The organism is Idiomarina piscisalsi (assembly GCF_003987095.1).
Taxonomy (GTDB): domain Bacteria; phylum Pseudomonadota; class Gammaproteobacteria; order Enterobacterales; family Alteromonadaceae; genus Idiomarina; species Idiomarina piscisalsi.
In genome coordinates, this window is record NZ_PIQA01000017.1 from 1 (window position 1) to 19,331 (window position 19,331).

Here is a 19,331-nt window from a genome sequence, read left to right on the forward strand (position 1 = left end):
ATGACGCAGCATCTTCATTACTCTAGCGATATCTTTCGTGTTTTTATAAAGGTGATAACCTCGGGTCTTTCGCATTGAGTGTGTACCTAAGTCAACACCTACTTCTTCACCAATAGCCGCAAAAGCCCTCGACACATATCGACGACTCAATGGTTTAGCCGATACAGTTTTGGACCATTGATTTCGGTAAGACTGAAAAAGATAAACGTGCTCTGGGTGCTCATCTTTTATTCGTGTGATGATTGACCGTGCCTTGTCGTTGAGTTTTATAGTCGCTTGCTTTGACGTTTTGCCTTCAACTAGGGCGAGACGTTCATCGTTAATGTTTTCAAACTTAATAGATAGTAGGTCTGATATCCGCAAAGCAAGATTAAGGCCTACATCCCAAACATCAGCAATCTGCTGACCATAGGTTCGTTTAAGGAGGTAGCTAATCAGCTTCACGGTGTCCAGATCTTTAACCGCTTGTACTTCGGCCATGATCGAGTTCCTTTTTTGCTGTAAAACGTGATTTTGAGTACTTAAGAGGGTATAAAGGGGGAAATAGCCCGTTTTTAGTGGGTTTGCTTGTTCCCGTTATTGTATTTTGGGAACCATCCACTATTCTTTGCTTTCTGGCAAATGATATATGATTAAGATTTAGTCGGAGCGTTTTAATTCGATTGGCTAGTGTACAAAAATGGACTAAGGGAATTAGGGATGGAGACAGTTGACGTTGGATTGATGCTGCCTGGAGCACAGCCATTTCACGATGAGAACATTAATCCTACGTGGAAAGCTCACGTAAAAACACACGACTCCGTTATCGTCGCGTATGTGAAAAGACTCTCGCTGAGAGCTTTGTACGTGGAGTGTTTGTGCGCGACTATTGGTAGAGTCTTAGAGCTCCCCATCCCAAAACCAGTCATAGTAAAAGTAACTAGTACTAATATCTCAGATATGCCTGATGGCAAATTTGAGCTTGCATTTGGTAGTGAAGATGCGGGCTATCCGAGCTTCAGAAGGTTTGTTACAAATAAAGAGGCGCTCGATAAACTAGCCAGCTTAGATGAAACCATAGATATTGGTGTTTTTGACGAATGGATCGCAAATTGGGACAGGAATGTAGGTAATATTCTTTACGATGGCGGAAATAAGTTTTCTTTCATAGATCACGAAAATGCTCTGGACCCGAGAGTCAACTCTGAACAGCCAGCCAACGATAATCAGCTAATAAGGGTATTGTACTCAGGAAAAAGTGAATTCGAAAAGCATCAAATTATGAAGAGCTTTGCTTCAAAAACCCTCCCTAGTTACGAATGTATCCAACTACCACTGATTGCTCAACAAACCTATGCCAATTCATATCTATCGAAAGACGAGATTAATAAAGTAATTGAATTTCTTGAGGATAGAACAGTTCATGTCGAGAGTCTTTTGTCGAAGAGGCTGGGAATAAAGCAACAGGAGATGCCTTTATGACGAGTGTAGAGGATCTATTTCCAAGCGAGCCTGCTCTCTCAGGTAACTGGCAATCAATTTATATTGAGCCGGTAGTCGGATCAGGGGAAAGGATATCAATCGCAGTTGCAGCTGTTGCTGGTGGCCAATATAAAATTATCCAATCAATTCGACCTGAGTTGCTGGATTGCCTTTATGGTTCTAAAAGTGGTGAAATCCAATCAATGATTTCTTGGATAATAGAATCTGCCAATCAAGAACTATGTAAAGCTCGGTCACTTAATAATTGGACGGCACCAGTCTCTGATGTGACTCTCGGAGATGTTCACGCTGCTGCGGATGAGAATATTAATGCGATATTAAAGCAGGGCGTTCGATTCTCTTCTAGCTTAAGTACACTGGCATTAGAGGCAGACAGAGAAGAGGATGATACTCAACCTAAACCCTACAGCGAGCGTTGGACTAAAAGTATTATAGAAGAGATGGAACGAGTTAACCCTTTATTGATTAATAACTTCAAAACTCGCGTCAGATTAAGCGGTAGTGAAATTCTAACTACTTTTGGGTTTGTTAATGAAAAATACGCATCAAACTTCGGCCTTCTAATTCCAACTAGGCTTTCTAATTCACTGAACACCTTAAAAGCTAGGGTATTTGACTTAGAGGCATTCAAGAAGTCCGACAACCTAATAAAGCCGAGTTGCTATGAAATAATTGTGGGCACACCGTCTTTTTCAGATCCGACTCTTACTGACAAATCTGTTTCTAAGTTAAAGAACACCATAGACATGGTATCTGAAATCGCAGCAACCGAGGGTATTCAGCTATATAGAGTCGAGACGGCTCTGGATGCTGCGCGTCACATCAACCAATCTGCGGCTTAAAACATGTGTTTAAGTTGAAATCAAATCGGCATTTTGCAGAAATGATAAGATTATCCGAAAGGACTAGCTATGCATAGATTTCCAAATCCCTCGTCAGCAGTTGATACCATAATCAACTGTTTTAACGTGCTATACGAAAATATCGATCGCGATGAGGCATTCGGTCTTTTCGATATGCAGGAAATATTAGTCTCAAATGGTTTGATAAGCTCATCCGGGGCAACTGGGATACGAGCTCTTCTAAAGGGTTCAAACAAAGACCTGTCAAGAGACAAGTCATACAACCAATGCAAAATGTTCGCGGAGATATACCGCTTTTTAGGATGGATTCAAAGCTACGAGACTGCCCTAAACTTCACATTTACCCAACTTGGCGATCACGTTGCATCCGCTGTTGACGAAAAGCCGCTTGTCGAAATATGTTTCTTAGGAATAGAGTTCCCTAATCAACTGATTGAAGTATCCGGTAGTTATTCGATTCGCCCTTTTGCATCGATAATCAAATTCATGAGTGAATTAGACGGAGTGCTATCACGTGACGAGATGATATTGGGCCCTCTGTCCATGCAAGACGATCGCGACGAAGATGAATGGAATACGAGGGTGGAACTAATTCGTGAGTTTAGACAAAAACCAAACGACTTTAAAAAAGCGTTGAATGAAACTCTTGAAAGTAGAGGAATTAAAAAAGCTACGGCAGAGAACTATACGAGGTTTCCATTGGGTGCTCTTAAATGGCTTAACTGGGCACACCCAGTCAGAGATAAGAGGCACTATAAGAAGTCTACTCACACATATCGGATTACTGAGACCGGAAAGGAAATTTCAGCAGCACTGCAGTCCAAATTAGATTTTAGGCTGGAAGACTACGAAATGCTGCCTACCGAAAGCAAAGTCCCCATTGCTAAGTCTGCGTTCTACGACATTTTGGAGATCGCAGGCTTCGACATAACTGACATCCAAAATGAAAAGTCTGAATGGGACCAAGTAGCCCAGACTATGTTAGGGCATAAAATCCTTTTCTCTCCATATCAGGCCATAGCTCCTGATGAGTTGAGAAAGATTTTTAAAACACAACCTCCTTCCTCTAAAAGGGAGTCGATTTATTCTCCGTCAATTACTTACGAACACAGAAGCTATGAAGCTGCGTACTTAGCACTAAATGAAGCTGAATATACGGTAAGTGAGACACATGTAGAAAATACTTTTATCAGAGATATCGAGCCATTTTTAGAGGGTTATAGTGAGTCCGAGATAATATCCAAACTGAAATCTAAGTATTCTTCCTACAACAAAGATAAGTTTTATCCACTTATTGGAAACATATTTGGAGTACTCGGATTAGATTGCGAAATATCGCCTCATGGAGTCAACTCAAGAAGGTGGGACGCTGTGATTAAGTCAGATAATGACTCACTTCCGATAGAGATCAAGTCACCCACTGAGGAACTCAATATATCGGTAAAAGCAATCCGGCAAGCCGTAGAAAATAAAATAATACTTCAGTCACGGAAATCTTTAGAAAATAAGAGGCCGTCGACGTCATTAGCTGTCGGTTTTGATCTCCCAGCCAATCGTGCTGAGGTATCTCAGTTGATAGACGACTTCAAGAATGTTTTTGAAATTGATATTGCTGTAATTGGGATCGATTATCTCTTGAAGCTGGCTATTAAATGCTTAAGAAATAACTACACGCTTAGCTTTGATGAATTATCAACGAAAGCAGGAATAATTAATGACTAAACTTTTCTCTCAACGTTCAGTTAACTTGAGCCTTTACAGATATGCAGTTCAAGGTGAAATTTCGTCTGTCACAGTTTCGGATAACGGAATGACTACTATAAAGTTTGATACACAGGAGGAGCTCCCTACTTCGTGTGTTAACTGTGAGGAAACATATTGTATAAAAATACCGATAGCCACCGGAGTTTTCGATGATTTAAATAGCTCTCAAAAAGTTAAGCTTTGTCCAACTGATGCCATTGCTCCCAATGAGCATGGACGTCTCGAAGTTGATCAAAGTTCCTGTATATCTTGTGGACTTTGTATTGCTCGTTGTCCAGTACAAGCTATTAGTTTCAAAAAGAACGATGTATCAGTTATTTACAATGATTGTTCAATTGAAGAAGGGGACGCCAAGTATAGTTTAGCTGATTCGATTAACCATAATAAAAGCAGCCAATATATCGAAGAGAGCAAGGGGCTCTTTCAAACTATTTTTTCGCAGATAGAGCAGTCTGAATCTCCATACCGAACACTGAATAACCTTGTGTCAAAAGCTATGCAAATCAGCGGAATTGAAAATGTGTTAAGCAGGCAAGGAGATGTAAACTTGAGAATGGACGCTATAGGGTTGTATAAAGGCAAGTACGTCTTATGCGAGATAGAAAAAGCTACAAATCTAGACGCCCCGCGAGATATTCTCGATGATGTTGCTGTGTTTTGTTCACGATACGATATCAGCAAAGACAATGTTATAGGAATGATTGTCGTTCCGTCTATGCCAAATAGAAGGACTGAGTTCTGGGAGTTATTGAGCGATATCTACAATGTTACTGGGCTTCGGATTGCGGTTGTTCCACTAGCCGCAATCCTCATTGCAGTCTGGAACGAAAAAAAGATATCCCTAGAGCAATTTTTCTTAAACCAAAACAAAATGTCTGCTAGAGAAGCTGTCGAAGGTATGCTAGGTAGGGCAATCAATCTGCCCGACCCTTGTGATCTACTTGAACCTGAAAAGTGATAATTTATACGAGTTCTCGTTGGCTTTGAGTGTTATCCAACCGCATATTTGCGATTTTTATGTAATCAGGGTTCAACTCAAAGCCAATATATTCTCTTGCGAACTCCTTTGCCGCCACACACTCGGAGCCGCTCCCCACAAATGGAACCAATACAGTGTCGCCTTCATTAGAGAAATGCTTCACTATTCTTCGAGAGATAGAAAGTGGTTTTTGAGTTGGATGATCAACTTTTTCATCTTTAAATCTGCGACCGGCTAGTGTTGGGAATTGCCATACGTCACCAGCCAACCGACCATCTGGGTGAGGAGTCCAAACCTTACCGTTTTTGGTCACTTTGTGTTTAAGTCTATCAGTACTTTTGTAGGGCTCACGAATTGGGTTATAGGTATACTTGTCGGATTTTGAAAACCAAAGTAGTGGTTCGTAATGAGCCTGTAGAGTATTCTTATAACCAGAAAAACCATTCTCGTAGTACCAGATGATTTGTCGTCTGTATTTTAAGTCAAGCTCATACATATAGCACTGCAGCCAGCAAAGGTGATGGTGTATACCATAAACGAAAATGCTGCCTGTAGGCTTCAATACTCTTTTACATTGATCAAGCCAAAGTTTCGACCATGGAAGCCAATTATCTTTGTTTTTTGACTCATCCCACTGACCAAAGTTTTTATTCAGATTGTAAGGCGGATCTGCGATTATTAAATCAACAGAACAGTCGTCCAGCTTAGCCATGCCCTCAATACAGTCTTCGTTAATTATCTTATTCATGGCATCACTTCTTATTCTGTAAAATCAATATAAATTGGTTATGAATGTTTGGGACGTAGGCATAGGGGTAGCCATATGGGAAGATCCGTTTATGGCGTTGGTAAAGAACCTTTAACCCTCTCATCTCAAGTCCAACAGACTCTAGCTTTGAAGCTAAATCAGAGTGGAACATCACATACTTTGATTTATCCCTAAAATCACTAACTATAATCGCCATATATTTGCCAGGCTTTAGAGCTCGTCGGCATTTTGAAAATATGCCAGTAAGTTCATCCAAGAACTCTTCATAATTGTCAATATTGCCAAGATCTTTTAGATCATCACTATATTTAGTATCAAGCGCCTGGCTTTGGCGCTCTTGTTTTGCTTTATGGTCAACCTTGTGCAATATGTTCCAATAAGGAGGACTAGTCACTAAGAAGTCGATTGAGTTTTCTTCAAGTTCGTCAGCAAGTTCCCTGGCATCCCCTTGCATCACAAGTTGCTCAGGGTAGTCATGGCTCTCGCTAGATACCTCACTTTCCAACCTCTCTCTGGAAAGTTCCGCATACTTCTCGCTAAGTTCAAAACCAATTCCGTGACGCCCCTCTAGAGCACATGCCTTTAAGGTCGAACCGATTCCAAGGAATGGGTCGAGGACAGTCTGACCTTTTTTCGAAAAAAATTTAATGAGTCGAGCGACATCGGTAAATGAGAAAGGAGCTGGGTGCTGTTTTTCAATTTTTACATCTGGGTGGTTTTTCCCCAACCCTTTCTGATTCCAAACAGAGATTGTTTCAGGTATCCACTCACTAGAAGTTAAATCATTTAACTTGTTTCTAGGGTCATATTTTCCTTTTTTTGACTCTTCTTTATCTACTTTTACTTCTTTAGTCATCAGACTTTCTTCCCGTGTATACGCTTTGCTCTGGCTGTCTGCCATTCAAATAATCTGTTGCAGATGCAATAAACCACTCTTTAAGACTTATCCCTTCGGCTGTGATTTTTCCATATAGCTCTCTTTTTAGTTCCGGATCTACTTCCAAAACTATTCTACCGCTTTTACCAATACTCATTATTTAACTCCATTAGCTATGTTACATATGTAACATATATAACATTATAATTCTAGCTATGAATTGACATGAGGTTCGTCGTAATTTCTTTGTTGGAATTTAAACAAAGTAGGAGGAGCACTCACAAATAAAATGCTTCACGAGCGGCCAAATCTTATTAAACCTGGCCCGCATGCTATAAATACTTTTTTAGGAGCTCAGCCAATTGCGTTAAAGCATCTTTACGCTCGTCAAAATAGTCATACTGGTCGTAAATACCTTCAACTCCCTTAAGCTTATGATTCAAGCACCGTTCAGCAACGTGTCCAGGCACTCCGATACTAGCCAAGAGGGTTCGGCATGTCCTGCGTAAATCATGCACTCTGAAGTACTCCATATCGCCCATCAGGTTAGGAGGATTGGTATTTTTGCCTGGCTCATAACCAAACATCTTTCCAATCGCACGGTTAAGAGTGTCAGGCCCCATATGTGGCCGTTTAGCCTGCCTTCTACTTGGCAAAACGTATTCAGAGCCTGCCGAGCGTGTCTTAAGCTCTGTAAACATTTCTAAGGCCAGATCTGGTAAGGGAATGGTTAAACCAACCCCCGACTTACTTCTCTCTTTAGGTAGCTCCCAGATCGCCTTATCCAGATCAAATTCATTCCACTTAGCTTCACATAACTCGGACTTACGAACTCCCAACAAGACCAACAAAGCACACGCCAGATAATTGTCGCGGGTAAAGATATGCTGATTCTCGCGGAAGGTTTTAAAAGCTAACCTAACTTCCTCTAGTGTCAATGCTCTATCTCGGCTCTTCTCGATTCCACCTGCATCTGTCACCTGAAATGCACTCGCTGGATTAGCCCCTACTACATCGATCTTGATGCCGTGGTTGAATAGCTGCTTACAATACAAGAGGGCATCGTTGGAGATAGTCGGACGCCCAGAGTCATTGATTGTCTTAATTACTCGGCGGATATCACGGGCAGTAACTTGGTCAACGTTTAATGCTCCTATATGAGGTGAGATATCCTTCTGATAGACTCTCTCGGGAATTTTCCAATGCTTCAAGCGGTTTTTATTTTCTTCGTGCCAATCCTTAAACAGGTCATTTACCGTTTTAATTTCCTCTTCTTCAGCTCGTTTCTTTAGAGCGATCGGATTTTGGCCTTCTCTAACCTGCCTCTTTTTAAGGGCAGCTTCCAGTCTAGCCTCAGCTGCCGATAAGTCTGGATAACGACCAAGCGTCATCTCATGACGCTTTTTATTGTAAGTGAACCGAAGCATCCAGTATGGCTTTCCTGGCGCCTCTACTTTACCACTCCCGTCTCCATTCTTTCTCACCGACTTCGGAACAACAAAATATAAGCCATCACCATCGTGGTGACGCCCAATCTTCTTCTTAGCTAGAGCCTTTAGCTGCGTATCTTTGAAATTACCCATTGTGCTAATTCCTAAAGGAAATTTTTAGTTACCCACCACTTTAAGTTATTAGGATACTAGCACACCCACCATATTACCCACCAATTAAAACTGATTTAGGACGAAAGATAACGAACTAAAACGAAAAGACTACTCAGCTAAAACCCTTACATATAAAGACTTTGTGAGTGAAAATGAAATAAGGCGAATATCATTCGATATTTTGGATCTGTTCTCTCATTTGCTCTATCAAGACCTTAAGCTCGACTGCGGCGGCGGTAATATCGGCGTTAATCGATTTAGAGGCCAGGGTGTTTGCTTCGCGGTTGAACTCTTGCATCATGAAATCCAGGCGACGTCCGCAGGGGCCGCCTTTTTTCAGTATTTTTCGGGCTTCTTCTACGTGGGCATCCAGTCGGTCTAGCTCTTCGGCAACGTCGACTTTTTGCGCCAGCATAATCATTTCCTGTTCAACGCGTTGCGGGTCAAGTTCTATTTTAGCTTCTTCGAAGCGGGTTAGTAAGCGCTCACGTTGCCACTGAAGCACTTCTGGCATGCGCTCACGAACAAAGGCGACTTGTTTACTAACGCCATCCAGACGCTCTTGCAGCATTTTGTCAATAGCCGAGCCTTCGCTTTTACGGTTCTCTATGAATTCTGCAATAGTCGCATCCAGAGCTTTCAGCACCTCTTTTTGTAGAGCGTCGGTGTCTTGCTCGTCCGCGTTCACTACGCCGGGCCACTTCAACACATCAATTGGGTTTAACTGGCCTGCTGCTGAGTGCTGACTCACCCACTTAGCGCTGGCAATAACGCTTTTCGCAAGCTCTTCATTGATAGACAACTCGCTTTGACGCGTTTCATCCATATGCACGTATAACTTGCATTCAACCTTGCCGCGCTGCAGATTTTTCCGAAATTTATCGCGCAGTGCGTTTTCCAGCGAACGAAAGTTTTCCGGCAAGCGGAAAAAGGTCTCCAAATAACGCTGGTTTACCGAGCGGACTTCCCATGTTGCGGTGCCCCAGTCGGCTTTATGTTCGTAGCGAGCGTAGCCCGTCATACTTTGAATCATTGTATTTCCTTATTTTTTCGCGTGCTGTTCGCGATTTTTCTGTTTCTGTTCGGCGTTTTTCTTCATCATAATGTACACGGCACCACGCCCACCATGCGGTCGCTGAGCGCTGTGAAACGCCAGTACTGGCGGCAATTCCCGCAACCATTTATTCACATAGCTTTTTATCAGCGCCGGATGTGGTTTCGAATGCTTACCCATGCCGTGAATCACCAAAGCCGTTCGTACACCAGCAGCATGACAGTCCTGCACAAAATTAAACAGTGCAGTGCGTGCCTCCACTAACGAGTGGTGGTGCAAGTTCAGGCTCGCTTCCATGGTGTAACGGCCTTGCTTCAAGCGCTTAAACACACCGGCTTGCACCCCGTCGCGGTGAAACTCTATGGCTTCATCGGGCTCCACTAAATCGACATATTCAGTCGACAAGAAGTTAGCATTCTCTGCTTCTTCGGCCTCCGCCGCCCGGCGCCGCTCTTTTTGCGCCAATGTTGGCTCAAAAGCCTGCTTAATATCAGCGACTTCTTCACCTGCTAACGGCGTTACATCCGTCATTTCCTGACGAAACAACTCAAATTCTTCATCATCTGAACGCGACATACCGCCTCCCGTCCATTTATTTTGCTACGTCTAGTGTAATACGTTGTCGACGGAATCGCGATCCATTAATCGTGCAATTCTGCTACAATTGCGTTCAATTTCTTACACAGCGACATTCACTCAAAAAGGAGATGACATGCGTCCAAGTGGCCGTACGGCACAACAAATTCGACCGGTAACCATTACCCGCAACTTCACCAAACACGCTGAAGGCTCAGTATTAATTGAGTTTGGTGAAACCAAAGTTCTTTGCAACGCCTCTGTTGAGAAAGGCGTTCCACGCTTTTTAAAAGGCAAAGGTCAGGGTTGGGTCACAGCCGAGTACAGCATGTTACCGCGAGCGACACATACCCGCTCTCAGCGTGAAGCATCGCGAGGTAAGCAAGGTGGACGCACCTTGGAAATCCAACGTCTTATTGGTCGCTCATTGCGAACTTGCGTCGACTTAGCGGCGCTGGGCGAGAATACGATTACGGTCGACTGTGACGTTATTCAGGCTGACGGTGGTACACGCACGGCCTCTATCACCGGCGCTTGTGTCGCCTTAGTTGACGCGCTGAACTGGATGCGCGCGCAAGGCATGGTTAAGGTGAACCCACTCAAAGAAATGGTTGCGGCTATTTCGGTGGGCATTTTAGATGGCGACCCAGTCAGTGACTTAGAATACGTCGAAGACTCAAAAGCCGACACCGACATGAATATTGTTATGACTGAAGCCGGCAAATTCATCGAAATTCAGGGCACTGCAGAAGGCGAAGCCTTCAGTTTTGACGAAATGAACAGTCTGGTCGATATGGCGCGCCATAGCATCCGCGAGCTTATCGATATTCAGAAAAAAGCTTTAGCCTAGTGTCAGTAATAGTTCAGGAAGTTAACGAATGAAAGCGTATCAAAAAGAGTTTATTGAATTTGCGATTGAGCGTGGTGTTCTTAAGTTTGGCGAGTTTACATTGAAGTCGGGTCGCACCAGCCCATACTTCTTTAACGCCGGACTTTTTAATAAAGGTTCAGACTTGGCTCGCTTAGGTCGCTTCTACGCAGAGGCCCTGGTCGACTCAGGTATCGACTTTGATGTTTTATTTGGCCCGGCTTATAAGGGCATTCCTATTGCCACGGCAACCGCTGTTGCACTTTACGACCAGCACAACCAAGACACACCTTACTGCTTCAACCGAAAGGAGAAGAAAGACCACGGTGAAGGCGGCAACTTAGTGGGCTCTGCGCTGGAAGGTAAAGTAATGCTGGTGGACGACGTGATTACCGCCGGTACAGCTATTCGCGAAGCAATGGATATTGTTCAAGCCAATGGCGCCGAACTTTCGGGAGTATTAATTGCGTTGGATCGTCAGGAAAAAGGCAAAGGCGAGCTTTCAGCTATTCAAGAAGTTGAACGCGACTTTGGTGCCAAAGTGGTTAGCATTGTCAGCCTGAACGATGTCATCACCTTCTTGAAAGATGACGACACGTTCAAAGAATATCTACCAAAAGTTGAAGCTTATCGCAGCGAATTTGGCGTAGCCTAGAGCTTCTCTTCCGGCTGATAGGCGATACCAATGCTACCATTCACTATCTGGCATTCGCCGCCTGCAGCCTGAACACGGCTCGACTCACCTTTTTGCGCAACCAGTCGGTAACTCTTATTCAGTAAACTGACCTGGTTGCGCTCACCGCACAGAATACGCATAGAATCGATTAAGCCTCGATCTGTCAGGAAGTTTGTCGTTGGAGCCGTTTGCACAACGTCGTCACTTTCTGCAAATTCAGCCGTTTGCAGACCAAAGGGTGAAATAACACCCGAAGCACCGGCCACTAAATAATGAAAAGTTCCTGCAACAGCGCTATCAGTGGACTGAGCATTTTCGACAAAGAACACACCGCGCTCACCATGAATATCAAACGCACCTGATTCTAAATTCACGGTCATTGAGGTTTCTTCATCCACGCCTAATGACAGTGGCGTTGATGTTTCAGCGGCCAGCCTTAGCAAACGACCGTGGCGACCGTTACCCGACATTGCCCAGTCAACGGTCGCAAAATGGAACAGGCTCATACCACCTAATGGGTGATACGTCAGTGTATCCGGCCCGGTATTAGGTGGGCAGGTCGTGTCTAAGTCACAACCATGCAGTGGCGGATCAGAGGCAAGGGCACCTGACTTAATAGCTTCAGCAGTTGTTCCGTTAGATACCATAGGCTTGGACGTCATTACTGCTGCGCCAGCACCGACACCGCCAACGACCAGCTCTTTTTGCTGAACTAAAGCGACAATTTGCTTCAATTCATCCGATATTTGATTGTTACTTCTTACAAATGTCGAACGCGTATAGTTGGCGTTGCCATCGTTAATAAATAAGGCATCGGCCTCTGCCAACATCTCTTTGGTTGTCGCTGGATTTTTACAAAACTCGACTTGTTTTTCGTAGTCCTCGCGGTAAACACGGTCACGCTCGTAAGCGCCCAGGGTTTCCTTTTGTATCTCCGCTAAGTCATCACACCGACCTTCACGGTGTGCTTTTATAACCGCAGAGTCAAGCGGCAGCCATTTCGCTTTGGCACCGAGTTGCTCAAATACGCTGGTGTAAAAGTCAATTTCTGCATAAGGGTCACGCGACGGCGACGTTAAAAAGTAAATAGTGGGCTGCTCATCATCTGAAACAGTTTCAGCCATACCCACAAACTGACGGTAAATAGCACGCGATTCACCAGACAAGTTATCCTCTAAATTCACCATCTCGGCCATATTGTCCGGCACCGGCATTTCAAGTAAGTCAATAATGCGATTCCACTCAGCATCCGACAAACTGTTATACAGCTGCTGGGTTGCGCGACGCGTAAACTCTCTTAAGAACACACGCTCTGGGACAATATCTTCCTTAATACGATCATGAATCAGTGCTAATGCATCAATGACTTCTTTTCGGGTTTCTTCGCGGTAAGTTGGCCAAACCGACTCTGCCGTTGCTTTCGAACGAAATTTCTTAGAAATATTCAGGTAACGGTCTGTGCGCATGGTGTCTCTGTCTATCCAGTCGGCGTCATCGCATTTATCCGATGCCATACTCGAACACACAGACATACCACCGCCCGCCAGCATTACATGACGGTAGCTATCTTCGTTAGCATGCGCAGTACTAAAAGCTAACGAAAACACAGCACCTAAAAACAACAACGATTTGACCATAAAAAACTCCGATAGGATAACAACGTCTGAAACGCTAGAGATTCTGACTGTGTGTGTCAACAAACGTTCGTAAATACTCCATTTATTATAGTTAGTATTCGCTGTTATACTAGGTCGCTGTTGTTCGCGGTCAGGTTATTTTTAACGTATGAAGCTCACCCTGCGAGTCGTATCAGTAGCACTACTAGCTACCTTATTCTCGGGTCTTTCAATGGCTCAGGAAAAGCTCACCTTTCGTGCGCCGGACGAGAGTGCCTTTACCAATTATGTCACGGCAGTGCTTGAAGAAGCGTACGGTGAACTCGGTATTCAACTTGAGTACGTTGAGCTACCTCGTGTCCGTGGCGAGCAACTGGCGGCTGAGGGTACTATTGCCGGAGAGCTGGGCCGAACACCATCACTGGAAGACAAACGCCGTGAACTGCGACGCGTGCCTTTCCCGTTATTTACTTTCGACGTCATTGCGGTGACTGATCGCCGTCGTTGTGGCTTCTGTCGCCCCGGCAACTATGGCAGCCTGGCCTACGTCAATGGCATGGACGCCATCACCAAAGTCGTTAACGGCCTCGCTGAAACGCCATCTGTCGTAACCCCAACAGATTTAAAGCAAGTAGTGAAACTGGTTGAGGCTGGCCGGGTCGATGCAGCCTTTATGGCAGACTTTCAATACCAGGGGTCTTCACTGAGCAGCAACCCCAACTTTATTACTCACCGGCTTTCTATCGAACAAGGTTTTCATTACCTTAACGAAGAGCATGCCCGGCTTATTCCGCAGCTGACTTACCAATTACAAAAGCTAAAAGAAAGTGGCCGTATCGAAGAGCTGAAAAAGGTCTATGGGGTGTATGCAGAAAAACCAGCCCAGCCACTTGATGCATCTAAGCCAATTGTTGTTTTGGGTCCTGTCCAAAAAGGCCTGACTAACGCAGACGGCACAGGTGTACTTTGGGCGTTTGCAAAACAGGTTTTCCCACAAATGGCGACACAACTACACCCGGTTGTAACTAGCTGGCAGCGCGCTAAACAGATGATTCAAGAGGCCCGTGCTGATGCACTTTTAGGGGTGCGCGCCAATCAAAACATTGAGAACATAACGCTGTCGAAATACCACATCGGTTATGACGACAGCCTATATTTGTTCATGTTAGAAGAAGAGAACGAAGGACCTATTTGTGTATCAGGCCCACGATTCATTGAAGACCTCGTCGATACACAACGTCCTTTCTATCGAGCCGACAGCTCTCTCGATTGTTTTGCGTTGCTGGACATGGAAAAGGTCAACGGCGTTGTTGACTACCGGGATAACCTGCCAGACTGGACGGAAAAACCCTACAAACAACAATTAATCGCTGAACCGAGCCCGTTATTTGTCGCCTTTCCCGACACACAACGGGGTCGTTCGTTAAAGCAGGCGTTCGACAATTACCTGTTTAGTAACGTTAACGAGCCCCCTCAAAATTAAGCTGCCGCCAAGCTTCATAGGCGAAGATAGCGACCGAATTCGACAAATTTAAGCTTCGGCTTGTATCCGCCATAGGTAACCGCAGCCAGTTTTCTGATGGAAAAGTTTCCAGAACGGACATTGGCAGCCCGCGAGTCTCAGGACCAAATAGCAACACATCGTTAGTTTGATACTGCACATCGGTATAGCGTGTTTTGCCTTTCGTCGTACAGGCAAAAATACGGTTATGCTCAACATTGGAGAGAAACGCCTGCCAATTCTCATGAATGTTCACATTAGCAAGGTCGTGGTAGTCCAGGCCGGCACGACGGACTTTTTTCTCATCGAGCTCAAAACCCAGCGGCTTAATTAAGTGAAGTTGCATACCGGTGTTAGCCGCTAAACGTATGACGTTCATGTTTTCCTCTACCTATAAAAGCTGTTTTTGTTAGCTCTAGATTATAAACCTCAATATTTACTTGACCTTTAGGGAAGATCTATAAGCCTTACAGGCTAACAAAAAATAGCTAACAAAATTTTTTAGTCTGCATCCACCATTAAAGCTAAAATAGTGCTTTGAAAAGTTTATGGAAATTTTAAATGTTCAATATCGCATTATTTAATCCCGTCATGGCGAGTAATACCGGTAATATTATTCGGCTTTGCGCCAACAATGGCTGTACTTTGCACTTGATTGAACCACTTGGCTTCGATTTGGAAGAGAAGAAGTTGCGTCGTGCCGGCTTAGATTATCATGACTTAAGTAGAGTCGAGCGTTACCCTGATTTTGAAAGCTTCAAACATGCGATGGGTACCCGCAATATTTACGCAATAACAACTAAAGGCACTGTTAGCTATAGTGAAGCTTCATACAAGTCTGGAGACGTTTTACTTTTTGGCTCAGAGACTTCAGGTCTGGCACCGGAAGTAATGGATCAAGTTCCTCTCAATATGCGGCTACGCATTCCGATGATGCCAAATAATCGTTCCCTAAACCTCTCCAATTCAGTTGCTCTTGTTAGTTATGAAGCGTGGCGTCAAAACCATTTCGACTACGGCGGTTAGGGGAATGTATGAGTAATCTGGAGTCCCATTATTAAGAGGTATTTACCGGAAACAAGGTTTAACTTTGTAGGGCTAAGTCAATGCACACAAACGTGTATTCTATGGTTTCAGCGATACCTGATTTCTGGTCATGGAGTTAGTGAAAGCTGGGAAGTCCACCCCGACTTCTCTTACAGGTTATTATTAACTTTTATTACTGTCGCTTTGAGTTTCGCCACTACTATCGCTCGATGATATGCAGACAAAGGCTCAAGGCCAAACATCAACCTAGAAAAGGTACTAATACTTTACAGTGAAGGGGTAACCAAACCCAAATAGCAATGCGTTTAACCATTGATCGAATTACTGTTTACTTAGTTTTGGATCAGAAGCTTGGTAATATCCAGTGCAGCTGAACAGTCCTAGAAAGTCGAACCTATTGATTTTGTTTTTTCCGGCGGTATTCTTCAACCATTTCTTTTTCCTCTCGAGAAATTACAGCTAGCATCTTATCACTCACGTGCTCTTTTCTTTTCAACTTGTTGATCCACCAAAAACCAGCCGCAAAAAAAGCCGTTAATAACAAAATTAGTGCATACAGCAAGTACAGTTTTTCAGTGCTCACATTGATTCCCCACTGTAAACTCAATTATTAGATAGCATCTACGCTGACAATAGCTAACCTGACATTAAGCTTCAACTTAACTTCTTACTGCCGTTTACTCGCCAACAATAGAGAGCATTTTACGGCTACCTATCGAAAGCTCAAAAGCTGGTCATTGATATGGTCGCCAGTTTAGGTTAGAGTTTTCTCGATATTGAGGCACGTTACGAGACTGAGAGCCTTATCACCTTTCAGTCAAAAAATAAGGCGCCTGCATAGGCGCTTTATTTCCTCTCAAAGTTAATCTTATGGGTCTCTTATGCATACTCAGAACTTAAACCCTAGATTCACTGGTGCTCCCGGCTATTCTTAGATAGTGACGATGTCTCTAACCATTCGACTTAGTGCATACAAGCCGATACCTAATTGAAAATTTGAATCTTCTTCTAAGGCAGTTCTTATGAAAAAAACAGCCAGCAAGATTACAGAAGTTGTTATCGATATTATCTGTGATGGTTGTGGAGCAAGCGTTGTTCCTGACTTTCAAAAGGCTCACCGAGAAAGCTTGGACAACTTTAATGAATTTGGCGTGTTGTGCGCATCATATGGTTATGGCTCAAGCCAAGACGGTCACACTCACAAGTTCGACTTATGCGAAAAGTGCTTTGAAAAATTAACCAACACAGTGACACAACTACGATTGGATAATGGCCTTACTGACTAAATATCAGCTATATTAAAAATGCTCTTTCGTGTGGCAAGTTAGCCAAAGTCCTACACTAACTTCAACTATCTTCAGCTTGCTAAAAAGGAGCTGTTGAGAAAACATATTGTCCCCGATAGTAATGAACAAAGAAACAAATTATGAATGTGTCGATTCCTAAAGATATTGTTTTTTCAGATCTTGAACTTCGTTATGGGAACAATGGTCAGGTCAAATTCAACGAACAGGCTTTGCGAAGCTTTTTGTTAGAAAACAATCAAGAACTAGCAGCTGATACGCCTCTCGATTTTGAGACCGTAAGTGTTCTAATTTTAATGTGGTATCTCAAACATAAAGCTTTGGGAGGAGAAAAAGATCGCACTATGGAGTTTATGTTTGACCTTGTTGACGCTCAAAACGAAGAAAACCCACATTAAAGTGGGTTTTCTCAATGTCTTCGGCGGGCTACATAAAATGTAGTGATACCCGAAGCTCACACTAATAATCTAAACAAAAGCAATGCTGCTGTCTAACATTTTAGTGCTTAAATCTTATTATCAGCCTTTAATTGCTCTTTGCAAGACTTACCAGCCAACCATTCGAACTCTTGGAATATCTCTCTCAAGCTGACTTCTAAGATGATAAATAAAGGGCTTTAGAGCCTCCCTGTCACTCATTACAATTGAATCGCTCTCTCGTCTACACAGTCGCAGATCAAATCCTTTTCTTAAATGTCTTCCCATCCATCTCGTAGAAACATATTTTTTTCCAATTTCGTTATTCGCCATACGCAGCTTCCTTTAAGCTTGCAATACTGAAAATAACTTTACAACAATAAAGTTTAATTTTGCTAACGAGCAGCATTCAGTTGTAGGCACACCTTCTTGGTAAGCTGCTTGAGCAGACCTGCTTCGCCTAATATGTCTTCTGGAGAATCACAGCCGTCAAGCAGCTGGTCGATGAGTTTGTCTGATATTGGCATTCTGATATCCTTCTTCGATATTGCTAAGAATGCCATTTACACAGATATTTTTACACTCTCGTGTGAACGAAAAAACGCTGTTTGTGGGACCTGTTTTACTGTTCAGAAGCAACAGCTAGCTGTTCTTCATTAATGCTTTCAGCGCTTCGGGTGGCTCATCGGTTATTTTGTTTAACTTCTCCCAGGCTTTTTGATCTAGTTTTGTAGTTTTCGCTGTGGCTGTTTTTAACTCTTCACTTCTAGTTTTTGTCTCTTTGTTCATTTTCCAATTCATCCTTCTCTTGGCTTCTCTCGTAGTTTGGCAGCACTTTAGTTTTGAATGTATAGATCGCAAGTACAATAAAGGCAATAAGTACGCCAAAAGGTATTAACCCGCTTAAAAATTGCTCAAACATGTTATCCATTTTTTCTAACCTCAGGTCAGATCTCCACTTAGCATTTCGCTGACAATTTCTCTTAGCGCTGCTCTGCCGGTACTGGTAACTATCAGCTCTCGAACTTTAGCCCCCTCTAAGATAGGCAGTTCTGCATCAATCCACTTGTTCAAGGAATTTTCGTCAAAATTGAAAAGCATACGAAGCTCCGCCCAGATTTTAGTCAACTCATAAAGATTGTCGGTTTGTTTTAACGTTAAAGTTTTACGTCTGACAAGTTTTGAGTAGTCTTCGGTAGCTAAATCTAATGAAGCCATCACTAATTCTCGAGGAATACTCTTGACAAGCTTTTGCAAAATGCTACCTGGAATGCGCTTTTCAAAAGCCAAGAACAAGTCTAGATTGCTATAATTGGGCTCTTGTATCTTTGTACTTTCGATACGTGAGACGAGGAGCTCATTCAGCTCTATGTTCTGAGATGATTCTGTTTGCTTCATCGTTAACCTATTCTCTGGCTGCTTCAGTTAACTATGCCACTTACCGGTATTTCACTTCAAATAGTATTGAATCACAACTGATGTGCAGCAACCTAGTTCTAGTCATATTGATCTTCGAATAAAGGGAGGAGGGCTCTCCCCCTCCCCCTTATATTGGGCGAGCTCAACGTCTAGGATACACGTTTGTGTGCGTTGTTTAGGAACAAGGGGCTAGGCCATATCGATCTTCTAATAGGGGGCGTGTTATAGCCCTTATATTGTGCGGGCTCAACGTCTAGGATACACGTTTGTGTGCGTTATTTAGAAACAAGGGGCTAGGCATATCGATCTTCTAATAGCGGGGCGTGTGATTGCCCTTATAGTGTGCGGGCTCAACGTCTAGGATACACGTTTGTGTGCGTTCCTTAGGAGCAACGGGCTAAGTCATATCGATCTTCTAATAACGGAGCGTGTGATTTCCCTTATATTGTGCGGGCTCAACGTCTAGGATACACGTTTGTGTGCGTTCCTTAGGAGCAACGGGCTAGGTCATATCGA

23 protein-coding genes are annotated in these 19,331 nt (G+C 43.5%); 10 read left to right on the forward strand and 13 right to left on the reverse strand.

From position 1 onward, the window contains the following. Positions 1–480: tyrosine-type recombinase/integrase (locus CWI73_RS12085; protein WP_126753018.1), on the reverse strand; the 480-nt coding region annotated here is incomplete at its 3' end. Positions 481–699: 219 nt separating this feature from the next. On the opposite strand from CWI73_RS12085, the gene CWI73_RS12090 reads away from it, so the two are divergent. From CWI73_RS12090 to CWI73_RS12105, 4 genes are all read left to right on the forward strand, one after another. Continuing rightward, on the forward strand, positions 700–1,461 hold the full coding sequence (locus tag CWI73_RS12090; protein ID WP_126753019.1) for a HipA family kinase: 762 nt from the start codon (positions 700–702) through the stop codon (positions 1,459–1,461). Next, the gene (locus CWI73_RS12095; protein ID WP_126753020.1) at positions 1,458–2,324 is read left to right on the forward strand and encodes a hypothetical protein; all 867 of its coding nucleotides are present in this window, start codon (positions 1,458–1,460) and stop codon (positions 2,322–2,324) included. Before CWI73_RS12090 ends, CWI73_RS12095 begins: the two co-directional genes overlap by 4 nt. Before the next feature lie 69 nt (positions 2,325–2,393). After that, a complete protein-coding gene (locus tag CWI73_RS12100) occupies positions 2,394–4,067 on the forward strand; it encodes a hypothetical protein (RefSeq protein ID WP_126753021.1) in 1,674 nt (557 codons plus the stop codon). After that, positions 4,060–5,067 carry a 4Fe-4S binding protein gene (locus CWI73_RS12105; RefSeq protein ID WP_126753022.1) on the forward strand — a complete coding sequence of 336 codons (1,008 nt, stop codon included), beginning with the start codon at positions 4,060–4,062 and terminating at the stop codon, positions 5,065–5,067. Before CWI73_RS12100 ends, CWI73_RS12105 begins: the two co-directional genes overlap by 8 nt. 4 nt (positions 5,068–5,071) lie before the next feature. Here CWI73_RS12105 and CWI73_RS12110 read toward each other — a convergent pair whose 3' ends face one another. The 6 genes from CWI73_RS12110 to smrA form a co-directional block, all read right to left on the reverse strand. After that, positions 5,072–5,836: a DNA-methyltransferase gene (locus tag CWI73_RS12110; protein WP_126753023.1), complete on the reverse strand. Its 765-nt coding sequence runs from the start codon at positions 5,834–5,836 to the stop codon at positions 5,072–5,074. Positions 5,837–5,840: 4 nt separating this feature from the next. Further along, entirely contained in the window at positions 5,841–6,713 is an 873-nt protein-coding gene (locus CWI73_RS12115; RefSeq protein WP_126753024.1) for a DNA methyltransferase, read from the reverse strand. Continuing rightward, positions 6,706–6,891, reverse strand: a complete 186-nt coding sequence (locus CWI73_RS12120) for a hypothetical protein (protein ID WP_126753025.1) — start codon at positions 6,889–6,891, stop codon at positions 6,706–6,708. Before CWI73_RS12120 ends, CWI73_RS12115 begins: the two co-directional genes overlap by 8 nt. Positions 6,892–7,066: 175 nt before the next feature. Beyond that, a complete protein-coding gene (locus tag CWI73_RS12125) occupies positions 7,067–8,317 on the reverse strand; it encodes a tyrosine-type recombinase/integrase (RefSeq protein ID WP_126753026.1) in 1,251 nt (416 codons plus the stop codon). A gap of 190 nt (positions 8,318–8,507) precedes the next feature. After that, positions 8,508–9,371 (reverse strand): YicC/YloC family endoribonuclease, encoded by an 864-nt coding sequence (locus CWI73_RS12130; RefSeq protein ID WP_126753027.1) that lies wholly within the window; start codon positions 9,369–9,371, stop codon positions 8,508–8,510. A gap of 9 nt (positions 9,372–9,380) precedes the next feature. Then, entirely contained in the window at positions 9,381–9,968 is a 588-nt protein-coding gene (smrA, locus tag CWI73_RS12135) for a DNA endonuclease SmrA (protein WP_126753028.1), read from the reverse strand. 136 nt (positions 9,969–10,104) lie between these two features. Here smrA and rph point away from each other — a divergent pair, with 136 nt between their 5' ends. Further along, complete coding sequence (gene rph / locus CWI73_RS12140) at positions 10,105–10,818, forward strand: ribonuclease PH (protein WP_053953357.1); 714 nt, start codon at positions 10,105–10,107, stop codon at positions 10,816–10,818. A 28-nt stretch (positions 10,819–10,846) separates the two neighbouring features. Beyond that, complete coding sequence (pyrE, locus tag CWI73_RS12145) at positions 10,847–11,491, forward strand: orotate phosphoribosyltransferase (RefSeq protein WP_100691288.1); 645 nt, start codon at positions 10,847–10,849, stop codon at positions 11,489–11,491. Here the strand turns inward: pyrE and CWI73_RS12150 are convergent. Next, a complete protein-coding gene (locus CWI73_RS12150; RefSeq protein ID WP_126753029.1) occupies positions 11,488–13,149 on the reverse strand; it encodes a type 1 glutamine amidotransferase family protein in 1,662 nt (553 codons plus the stop codon). The two genes, pyrE and CWI73_RS12150, sit on opposite strands and share 4 nt — an antisense overlap. 148 nt (positions 13,150–13,297) lie before the next feature. On the opposite strand from CWI73_RS12150, the gene CWI73_RS12155 reads away from it, so the two are divergent. After that, a complete protein-coding gene (locus tag CWI73_RS12155) occupies positions 13,298–14,611 on the forward strand; it encodes an ABC transporter substrate-binding protein (RefSeq protein ID WP_126753030.1) in 1,314 nt (437 codons plus the stop codon). Here the strand turns inward: CWI73_RS12155 and CWI73_RS12160 are convergent. After that, positions 14,589–15,008 (reverse strand): tRNA (cytidine(34)-2'-O)-methyltransferase, encoded by a 420-nt coding sequence (locus CWI73_RS12160; protein ID WP_126753031.1) that lies wholly within the window; start codon positions 15,006–15,008, stop codon positions 14,589–14,591. The two genes, CWI73_RS12155 and CWI73_RS12160, sit on opposite strands and share 23 nt — an antisense overlap. A 182-nt stretch (positions 15,009–15,190) precedes the next feature. Between CWI73_RS12160 and CWI73_RS12165 the strand changes: the two genes are divergently transcribed. Continuing rightward, positions 15,191–15,655 carry a tRNA (cytidine(34)-2'-O)-methyltransferase gene (locus CWI73_RS12165; protein WP_126753032.1) on the forward strand — a complete coding sequence of 155 codons (465 nt, stop codon included), beginning with the start codon at positions 15,191–15,193 and terminating at the stop codon, positions 15,653–15,655. Between the two features lie 415 nt (positions 15,656–16,070). Here the strand turns inward: CWI73_RS12165 and CWI73_RS12170 are convergent, their stop codons facing one another. Further along, a complete protein-coding gene (locus tag CWI73_RS12170; protein WP_126753033.1) occupies positions 16,071–16,259 on the reverse strand; it encodes a hypothetical protein in 189 nt (62 codons plus the stop codon). Positions 16,260–16,698: 439 nt separating this feature from the next. Between CWI73_RS12170 and CWI73_RS12175 the strand changes: the two genes are divergently transcribed. Together CWI73_RS12175 and CWI73_RS12180 are read left to right on the forward strand one after the other, a co-directional pair. Further along, entirely contained in the window at positions 16,699–16,962 is a 264-nt protein-coding gene (locus tag CWI73_RS12175; RefSeq protein WP_126753034.1) for a hypothetical protein, read from the forward strand. Between the two features lie 140 nt (positions 16,963–17,102). Beyond that, entirely contained in the window at positions 17,103–17,378 is a 276-nt protein-coding gene (locus CWI73_RS12180) for a hypothetical protein (protein ID WP_126753035.1), read from the forward strand. Positions 17,379–17,791: 413 nt separating this feature from the next. Here CWI73_RS12180 and CWI73_RS12640 read toward each other — a convergent pair whose 3' ends face one another. The 3 genes from CWI73_RS12640 to CWI73_RS12185 form a co-directional block, all read right to left on the reverse strand. Next, the gene (locus tag CWI73_RS12640) at positions 17,792–17,923 is read right to left on the reverse strand and encodes a hypothetical protein (RefSeq protein ID WP_275046259.1); all 132 of its coding nucleotides are present in this window, start codon (positions 17,921–17,923) and stop codon (positions 17,792–17,794) included. Between the two features lie 115 nt (positions 17,924–18,038). Continuing rightward, a complete protein-coding gene (locus CWI73_RS12525) occupies positions 18,039–18,197 on the reverse strand; it encodes a hypothetical protein (protein ID WP_157980644.1) in 159 nt (52 codons plus the stop codon). A gap of 141 nt (positions 18,198–18,338) precedes the next feature. Continuing rightward, a complete protein-coding gene (locus CWI73_RS12185) occupies positions 18,339–18,794 on the reverse strand; it encodes a hypothetical protein (RefSeq protein WP_126753036.1) in 456 nt (151 codons plus the stop codon). Between the last annotated feature and the right edge of the window lie 537 nt (positions 18,795–19,331).